The 8,247-nt window shown below is 38.9% G+C and carries 3 protein-coding genes, 2 pseudogenes and 2 riboswitches; all 5 genes and pseudogenes read left to right on the top strand.

Going from position 1 to position 8,247, the window contains the following annotated elements; all coding sequences use genetic code 11:
- Nucleotides 1-52 precede the first annotated feature (52 nt).
- A pseudogene (locus KTHG_RS21875) lies at nt 53-172 on the top strand (AsnC family transcriptional regulator); the annotation flags it as partial.
- A 214-nt stretch (nt 173-386) separates the two neighbouring features.
- A riboswitch (cobalamin riboswitch) is annotated at nt 387-592 on the top strand.
- Nucleotides 593-841: 249 nt separating this feature from the next.
- Nucleotides 842-1,947, top strand: a pseudogene (mmgD, locus tag KTHG_RS11345) (citrate synthase).
- 120 nt (nt 1,948-2,067) lie between these two features.
- Complete coding sequence (gene prpD, locus KTHG_RS11340; RefSeq protein WP_139993661.1) at nt 2,068-3,504, top strand: 2-methylcitrate dehydratase; 1,437 nt, start codon at nt 2,068-2,070, stop codon at nt 3,502-3,504.
- A gap of 12 nt (nt 3,505-3,516) precedes the next feature.
- On the top strand, nt 3,517-4,425 hold the full coding sequence (prpB, locus tag KTHG_RS11335; RefSeq protein WP_139993660.1) for a methylisocitrate lyase: 909 nt from the start codon (nt 3,517-3,519) through the stop codon (nt 4,423-4,425).
- A 51-nt stretch (nt 4,426-4,476) separates the two neighbouring features.
- On the top strand, nt 4,477-7,911 hold the full coding sequence (gene pyc, locus KTHG_RS11330; protein ID WP_139993659.1) for a pyruvate carboxylase: 3,435 nt from the start codon (nt 4,477-4,479) through the stop codon (nt 7,909-7,911).
- Nucleotides 7,912-8,055: 144 nt separating this feature from the next.
- Nucleotides 8,056-8,233: riboswitch (cobalamin riboswitch) on the top strand.
- Nucleotides 8,234-8,247 lie beyond the last annotated feature (14 nt).

Here is an 8,247-nt window from a genome sequence, read left to right as displayed (position 1 = left end):
CATTTCTCGGAAAGTAAGCGTGAGCCGTTAGCTGATATTGTCATGCAGTTCGCCTTCTGTTGAAACATTGGAGCAATTTATTGATGCGTCGATGGCATATGCCAAGCCATCGACGAATATTGTACTGTCATGTAGCTCGAAAAAAAACATTCTACCACTCGGTGAATTATAAGTGTTTCATCGAAAAAAATATATGTGTATTATAACAATCATGGACAAATGGTTAAAATTTTCAGAAAAGTTCATAAAAAATACATGAAAAAAATGCGTCTATTTGGTGTTTTTTTAATCCTTTATGTAGTTTTTCTTGTTGAAAACAGAAAAAACAGAAAAATCATTGTATTGATTAATTAAAAATTGTCTGATAATGTTAGTTGTGTAAAATTGAATACGCCACATTCGATGGTACAGCATACGATATCAAGATAATCGATGTTGTTTAAAAGGGAAGTCTGTGAGAATCAGGCGCTGTCCCGCAACTGTATTTGGGAGTCTATAAATAAAAGCCACTGTTTTCTGTTAAGGAAAATGGGAAGGGATTTATAGGTGATGATCATAAGCCAGGAGACCTGCCATCTGAATGAGCATCAATTTAACCTACGAGGATAGGGAGGTGTTAACGAGAGGGCCATTGTCATACTATGCACAGTATGTTTATTTTGTTTTATACAAATATGTGCAAGTGTATGTTTATTTCGTATTGCCTAATTATTAACTACTGAACAACTTCGTCTAAAGGGGATGGAAGTTGTTTTTTTGTGCTTCAAACGGTAAAAATGAAAAATGTAACGCTCTATTTGAAAACGCTTACTTTCAATTTTTTAACAAAGGGGATAGAAGTATGGAAAAAATTTACTCACCAGGTTTGGATGGTATTATCGCAACAGAAACAAAGATTTCGTTACTTGATACAGTTGATTGTCAAATTGTCATTCGTGGATATGATTTAATCGAGCTTTCTCAAGATAATAGCTATTTAGATTTAGTGCACCTACTTTATCATAATGAATTACCGACAGCAGAGAAAAAAACAACAATGGAAAATGCATTTAAACAGCACTATAACGTTCCAAAGGAAATATTTGAAATATTCAAATTATTGCCGAAAGAAACACACCCAATGGATGGTCTACGAACGGGGATTTCTTCACTGGCTGGTTATGACAAGAGTATTGATGATCGTTCGTCGTATGAAAATCTAGCTCGAGCTTATTGTTTACTAGGGAATATGCCAAACATTGTAGCAAATAGCTACCGAGTAATTAATGGACAAGACATTGTAGAGCCAGACACCTCTTTATCGTATAGTGCGAACTTCTACTACATGATTACAGGTAAAAAGCCAACGAAACTAGAAGAACAGATTTTTGATGAATCGCTTGTCATGTACATCGAGCACGAAATGCCAAACTCAACGTTTGCGGCACGCGTTATCGCTTCTACACAAGCAGATTTATATGGCGCATTAACAGGCGCTGTAGCATCGCTAAAAGGTAGCCTGCATGGCGGTGCAAATGAAGCGGTTATGTATATGTTATTAGAAGCAAAAACAGTTGAAGGTTTTAAAGCATTGCTTCAAGAAAAATTAGCAAATAAAGAAAAATTATGGGATTCGGTCATCGCGTATACATGAAAAAGATGGATCCTCGCGCACTTATTATGAAGCAAGCATTACGTAAACTATGTGATGAAAAAGGCGATGATTTACTTTACCGTATGTGTGAAGCTGGCGAAATTATTATGGAGCAAGAAAAAGGATTATATCCAAATTTAGATTACTATGCAGCACCAGTATATTACATGCTTGGGCTACCAATTGAATTGTATACACCTATTTTCTTTAGTTCAAGAACAGCAGGTTTATGTGCACACGTTATTGAACAACATGAAAACAATCGTTTATTCCGACCTCGTGTAAATTATACAGGCGAGCGCTATAAATCTTAATACCGTAACAGCATTAACCACAAAGGGTGATCTACAGGCCCGCCAGTTGGTATATGTTGGTCTAGAACATATGCCAGCTACTTATTATAAAGAAAAATACTGGAAAAGGGAAGAGTGTCTATGATTAAAACAAATGAAATTACAAAAACAGATCAATTATTAGAAGATATTGCAGATTATGTATTAAATACGGACATTAAAAGTGAGGAAGCATTTGAAACAGCACGCTATGTATTACTAGATACATTAGGCTGTGGAATTTTAGCACTTCAATATCCTGAATGTACAAAATTATTAGGACCTGTTGTACCAGGCACTGTTGTACCAAATGGCACGCGTGTACCAGGAACATCATATGTTTTAGATCCAGTTAAAGGGGCTTTCAATATTGGCTGTATGATTCGTTGGCTTGACTACAATGATACGTGGTTAGCTGCCGAATGGGGACACCCTTCTGATAACTTAGGCGGTATTTTAGCAGTAGCAGATTATGTGAGTCGTGTTAACGTTTCAGAAGGTCGCGCACCATTAAAGGTTCGTGATGTACTAGAAATGATGATTAAAGCACATGAAATTCAAGGGGTACTGGCTTTAGAAAATAGCTTAAATCGTGTTGGTCTTGACCATGTATTATATGTAAAAGTAGCGACAACAGCAGTTGTCACAAAAGCACTGGGTGGTTCTCGCCAAGAAATCATTAATGCTTTATCAAATGCATGGATTGATAATTCAAGCTTACGTACGTACCGTCATGCACCAAATACAGGCTCTCGTAAATCATGGGCAGCTGGTGATGCGACAAGCCGTGCTGTACATTTAGCATTGACAGCCTTAACAGGTGAAATGGGCTATCCAACAGCCTTATCTGCACCAGGTTGGGGATTCCAAGATGTTTTATTCAAAGGAAAAGAATTAACACTTGGTCGTCCACTTGGCTCATATGTAATGGAGAATGTTCTATTTAAAGTATCATTCCCTGCAGAGTTCCATGCACAAACAGCAGCTGAATGTGCAGTTGCTTTACATGAAGAAGTAATCGAACGTTTAGAAGATATTGAGAAAATTCAAATTACAACTCATGAATCAGCTATCCGTATTATCGATAAAGAAGGACCTTTAAATAACCCTGCAGACCGTGATCACTGTATCCAATACATCACAGCAGTTGGTTTATTGTATGGTGATGTAACAGCGGATCATTATGAAGACGAAGCAGCAAAAGATCCACGTATTGACGCACTGCGCGACAAAATGTATACAGTGGAAAAAGAGCAATATACAATCGATTACCTAGATCCGGATAAACGCTCGATTGCGAATGCTGTACAAATCTTCTATAAAGATGGCACAACATCTGAATTAGTAGATTGCGAGTATCCATTAGGCCACCGCTTCCGTCGTGACGAAGCATTCCCATTAATCGTTAAAAAATTCGAAGAAAACATGGCGACACAATTTGCGACTAAGCAATTAGCTCAAATTGAACAAGTTTGCTTAGACAAAGAACTTGTTGAGTCAATGAATGTTAATGAATTCGTCGATTTATTCACATTATAAGGGGGACTATAGATGACTTGGGTAGTAGAACCGACCGTTTCACAAAAAGAATTAGCAGAGAAATTTCGTACATTAGTACAAGAGCCGGGAATTTTACAAATCCCTGGTGCACATGATGCAATGGCTGGATTAATGGCTAAACGTGCCGGCTTCGAAGCACTTTATCTATCAGGTGCTGCTTATACAGCTAGTCGTGGTTTACCAGATTTAGGCATTGTCAATTCTGACGAAGTAGCAGATCGTGCACGTGAAATTATTCGTGCAACAAAATTACCAATCCTTGTTGATATTGATACAGGTTTTGGAGGTGTGCTTAATGTAGCACGTACAGCACGTGAAATGGAAGAAGCTGGCGTGGCAGCTGTGCAAATTGAGGACCAAGATTTACCTAAAAAATGTGGTCACCTAAACGGTAAAAAATTAGTGACACAGGAAGAAATGGTTCAAAAGATAAAAACAATCAAGCAGGTTGCACCTTCTATCGTAATTGTGGCGCGTACGGATGCGCGTGCAGTCGAGGGCTTAGATGAGGCAATTGCACGTACAAAGGCATACATTGCTGCTGGGGCAGATGCTATTTTCCCCGAAGCGCTACAAGATCAAGAAGAATTTAAGCGCTTCGCAGCGGAAATTGATGTGCCGCTTCTAGCGAACATGACGGAATTCGGTAAAACGCCGTATTACACAGCGGAAGAATTTGAAGCAATGGGATATAGCATGGTTATTTATCCTGTAACGTCAATGCGTGTAGCAGCAAAAGCATATGAACGTGTCTTTGGTTTAATTAAAGAACAAGGAACACAAAAAGAAGCATTAGATGATATGCAGCCGCGTAGCGAATTATACGATACGATTTCGTATGATGATTTTGAGGCGCTTGATTCAACTATTTCAAAAACGGTACTAAAGCAAGGCCAATAAACGAGATAACGGTATTCTCTTAGACTTCAATGAATAGAATGGGTGGTAACTATGAAAAACATTAAAAAAGTATTAGTCGCAAATAGAGGCGAAATCGCAATACGAATTTTCCGTGCGTGCACGGAGCTAGAAATTGCGACTGTCGCTATTTACTCGAAGGAGGATACCGGTTCTTATCATCGTTACAAAGCAGATGAAGCATATCTAGTCGGGGAACATAAAAAGCCAATCGATGCATATTTAGATATTGATGATATTATTCGTATTGCCAAACAAAGTAATGCGGATGCCATTCATCCAGGGTACGGATTTTTATCAGAAAATATTCACTTAGCAGAACGTTGTGAAGAAGAAGGCATCATTTTTATTGGGCCACGTGTTGATCATTTAGACATGTTTGGTGATAAAGTGAAAGCAAAAGAACAAGCAAAATTAGCGAACATCCCTGTCATTCCGGGGAGTGACGGACCTGTCAGTTCGCTAGATGATGTAATGGCATTTGCTACTACACACGGTTATCCAATTATTATTAAAGCAGCACTAGGCGGTGGCGGTCGTGGTATGCGTATTGTACATGAAGCGTCAGAAGTAGAAGAAGCTTATACACGTGCTAAATCTGAAGCACAATCTGCATTCGGTAGTGATGAAGTATATGTTGAACGATTTGTACACAATCCAAAACATATTGAAGTACAAATTATTGCTGATACACACGGGAATATCGTGCATTTATATGAACGTGATTGCTCGGTGCAACGTCGTCACCAAAAGGTTGTAGAAATCGCACCATCTGTGTCCTTATCTTTAGAATTACGTGAACGTATTTGCCAAGCGGCTGTACAACTTGCTGAAAATGTTGCATATGTAAATGCAGGAACAGTTGAATTTTTAGTGTCGGGCGATGAGTTTTTCTTCATTGAAGTAAACCCGCGTGTGCAGGTTGAACACACAATTACCGAAATGATTACCGATATCGACATCGTTCAAACACAAATTTTAATTGCGGAAGGGTATTCATTACATGGCGATGTTATTAACATCCCATTGCAAGCAAATATTCGTACGCATGGCTTTGCAATCCAATCACGTGTTACAACAGAGGATCCATTAAATCATTTCATGCCTGATACAGGGAAGATTTCAGCATACCGCTCAGGTGGTGGCTTTGGTGTTCGAATCGATGCGGGCGATGCTTTTCAAGGTGCGGTGATTACACCGTATTACGATTCATTACTTGTAAAAGTTTCGACACATGCGACAACATTTGAACAAGCAGCACGTAAAATGTTGCGTAATTTACGTGAATTCCGTATCCGTGGTATTAAAACAAATATTCCATTTTTAAAAAATGTGGTACAACATCATGACTTCTTAAGTGGCGCTTACAACACATCATTTATCGATGTTACACCAGAATTATTCGATTTTGTGGAAAGTAAGGACCGCGGTACGAAAATGTTATCGTACATTGCGAATGTAACGGTCAATGGCTTCCCAGGTATCGAGCAGCGCGAGAAGCCGCATTTTGAAACGCCGATTATTCCACCATCGAAGGTTACAGCTACTTTTTCTCCAAATTTAAAGCAAATCTTAGATGAACAAGGTGCAGATGCGGTTGCGAAGCTCGTTCAAACGAATAAGAAAGTACTTGTGACCGATACAACGTTCCGAGATGCGCATCAGTCGTTACTTGCTACCCGTGTTCGCTCAAAGGATTTAATTGATGTAACAAAACCAACTGCTACGCTATTACCAAACCTATTCTCAATGGAGGTATGGGGCGGTGCAACATTTGATGTCGCCTATCGCTTCTTAAAAGAAGATCCATGGAAGCGATTAGAGGCGATTCGCGCACTAGCACCTAATACGCTATTGCAAATGCTACTGCGCGCATCAAATGCAGTTGGATATAAAAACTATCCAGACAATGTCATTCAGCAATTTGTTAAACAATCTGCAGCATCTGGCGTTGACGTCTTCCGAATTTTTGATAGCTTAAATTGGGTGAAAAGCATGGAAATCGCAATCGATGCAGTCGGAAATGCCGGGAAAATTGCTGAAGCAGCGATTTGCTATACAGGGGATTTAAATGACCCAACGCGTGCCAAATATAATATCGCTTATTATAAAAAAATAGCGAAAGAGCTAGAAAATGCAGGCGCACATATTCTAGGCATTAAAGATATGGCAGGTTTATTAAAACCAACTGCCGCAAAACGCTTAATTACGGAATTAAAAGAAACAGTAGATATTCCAATTCACCTACATTCACATGATACAAGTGGCAATGGCATTATCACATACAAGGAAGCCATTGATGCAGGTGTGGATATTGTTGATACAGCAATTGGCTCTCTTTCAGGCCTGACATCACAACCAAATATTCAATCATTGTATTATGCACTAGAAGGGAATTTACGCCAACCAGATGTATCTATTCAATCATTAGAAAAGCTTTCAAACTACTGGGCAGATGTACGCACATATTATAGTGATTTTGAAAGTGGACTAAAAGCGTCTAATACAGAAGTGTATCAACATGAAATGCCAGGTGGTCAATTTAGTAATCTACGTCAACAAGCAAAAGCGGTTGGCTTAGGTGAGCGCTGGAATGATGTAAAAGATATGTATCGCCGTGTGAATTTATTATTTGGTGATATTGTTAAAGTGACACCGTCATCAAAAGTTGTTGGTGATATGGCACTATTTATGGTACAAAACGATCTAAGTGAAGAAGATGTATTAACGCGTGGCCAAACAATTGATTTTCCGGATTCAGTTATTGAATTATTTGCCGGTTACTTAGGCCAACCTGAGGGTGGTTTCCCTAAGCAATTACAGCAAGTTATTTTAAAAGGAAAGCAACCAATTACGGTTCGTCCTGGTGAGTTGCTAGAAGCGGTTGATTTTACTGATTTGGCTAAGCAACTAGCAACGGAAACAGGAATTGTACCAACAGAGCAAGATACAATGGCTTATGCGCTTTATCCAAAAGTATTCACTGAATATCAAGCGGCATATGAACGATTCGGCGATATTTCTTGTCTCGATACACCAACATTCTTCTATGGAATGAAGGTTGGCGAAGAAATTAGCGTCGAAATCGAAAAAGGAAAAACATTATTTATTAAACTACTATCTGTTGATGAACCCGCAGTAGATGGAACACGCCATGTTAATTTTGAGTTAAATGGTCAATCACGTTCTGTAAAAGTGAAGGATGAACGTGTGAAATCAAATGTAAAAGCTGTGCCGAAAGCAGACGTAAAAAATAAACATCATGTCGGTGCTACAATGCCGGGTACGGTGTTGAATGTTTTAGTTGATGTAGGCACAGAAGTAAAACAAGGTGATCAGTTGATGATTACAGAAGCGATGAAGATGGAAACAACACTTCAAGCTCCTATGAATGGCCTCGTTAAAGCGATTCCTGTGAAAAATGGGGATACAATTGAGGTAAATGATTTACTAATTGAGTTTGCATAATTATTTAAAGAACATGAACTCCCCAACGTACATGACTAATTAAATAGCCAAAAACTCACTCCTAAAGACCTGTACTAATTACCCCATTAGTACAGGTTTTTTTATTTAAATTTTCCGAAAAAATATGTTACAATAAAGTTAATAACATAACGTGTATGAGCTGGTGCGTGTGAGAGCATGCTTAAAAGGGAAGCGCGGTGAAAATCCGCCACTGTCCCGCAACTGTGATTCGGAGTCTTTTATGATAAGCCACTGGGAAACTGGGAAGGCATAGAAGATGTGGATGAGAAGTCAGGAGACCTGCCAGTATCTAGTACACACCAAATGCCTACGTGG

Origin of the sequence: Kurthia sp. Dielmo (assembly GCF_000307285.2) — a bacterium.
Lineage (GTDB): Bacteria > Bacillota > Bacilli > Bacillales_A > Planococcaceae > Kurthia > Kurthia populi.
This window is presented reverse-complemented; position numbering and strand designations above follow the sequence as displayed.